Source organism: Microvirga sp. P4_G7, assembly GCF_056401005.1.
This window is the reverse complement of sequence record NZ_JBFUKD010000915.1, coordinates 1-1,197: the sequence shown is the minus strand read 5'-3', so window position 1 is coordinate 1,197 and position 1,197 is coordinate 1. Positions and strand designations below refer to the sequence as shown.

Sequence of the window (1,197 nt, the reverse complement as noted above, 5' to 3'; positions counted from 1 at the left end):
GATCGACACGCTGCCGCCGGAAGGGATGCGGCGTGTCAGGGGCCGGAAGATAGGTTTCATTTTTCAAGATCCGCTGACAAGCCTCAATCCGGTGCTGACGATCGGCCGCCAACTCGTCGATACGATGACGGCCCATCTGCCCATCGGGCGCGAAGAGGCGCGAAAGCGGGCGATCTCATGGATCGATCGCGTCGGATTGTCCGATCCGGAGCGACGTCTCGACCAATATCCGCACGAGCTTTCCGGCGGAATGCGCCAGCGGATCGTAATCGCGCTTGCCCTGTGCGCCGAGCCGTCCCTCGTCATCGCCGATGAGCCGACGACAGCGCTCGACGTGTCTGTTCAAGCTCATATCCTCCAGCTCATGCGCGATCTTCACGCCGAAACCGGCGTCGCCATGTTGCTGATCACCCACGATTTGGGCGTCATCGCCAAAATGGCCGACCGGGTTGCCGTGCTGTATGCGGGACGGATCGTCGAGATCGGTCCGACAGCCGAAATTCTCAACAGGCCGCGGCATCCGTACACCCGCGGTCTCATGAACGCGACGCCGCCCGTTCACGATTTTGTGGCGCAGCTCAACCCGATCCCCGGCTCGATGCCCAATCTCGGCGCCATACCACCGGGGTGCCCCTTCCATCCTCGCTGCAACCATGCGGATTCGGTCTGCGCCACCGAGCGTCCAATCCTGCAGAACGATTCCATCGGGGCGTATGCCTGCTGGCATCCTTTAACGGCCATGGTGGTTTGATGCCTGATTCAGATTTCCTTTTGGTTGACCAGGTCACTCGGGTTTTCAATTCCGCTTCGTCGCCATTGCGGTTGTTCGGAAAGGCCAGGCATGCTGGCACGCGGGCCGTCGACGGCGTCAGTTTTGCGGTGAGGCATGGCGAAACCTATGGTCTCGTCGGCGAGAGCGGTTGTGGCAAGTCGACTTTGGCCCGCCTTGTCGCCGGACTGATGAAACCGACGTCGGGGACKATCAGGTTTGCTGGAGCGGGGAAGACAGCGGACGGGCACCGCTTGCAAATGATCTTCCAGGATCCGTTCTCTTCGCTCAATGCGCGGTGGCGGGTCGGGCGGATCATCGCCGAGCCGGTCAAACTCCACCACCTGCGCCGACGGCGCGATGTGGCGGCTCGCGTCGGGGAGTTGCTGGAAAGCGTAGGATTGGCCGCGTCCGATGCGAGCAAGTAC

The 1,197-nt window shown here is 62.0% G+C and carries 2 protein-coding genes; both read left to right on the top strand.

Features of this window, described 5'->3' with window-relative positions; genetic code table 11:
- A partial coding sequence (locus AC1DT3_RS21875; protein WP_477467278.1) for an ABC transporter ATP-binding protein occupies positions 1–751 on the top strand: 751 nt, incomplete at its 5' end.
- Positions 751–1,197: ATP-binding cassette domain-containing protein (locus AC1DT3_RS21870; RefSeq protein ID WP_477467277.1), on the top strand; the 447-nt coding region annotated here is incomplete at its 3' end. The genes AC1DT3_RS21875 and AC1DT3_RS21870, both read left to right, overlap by 1 nt.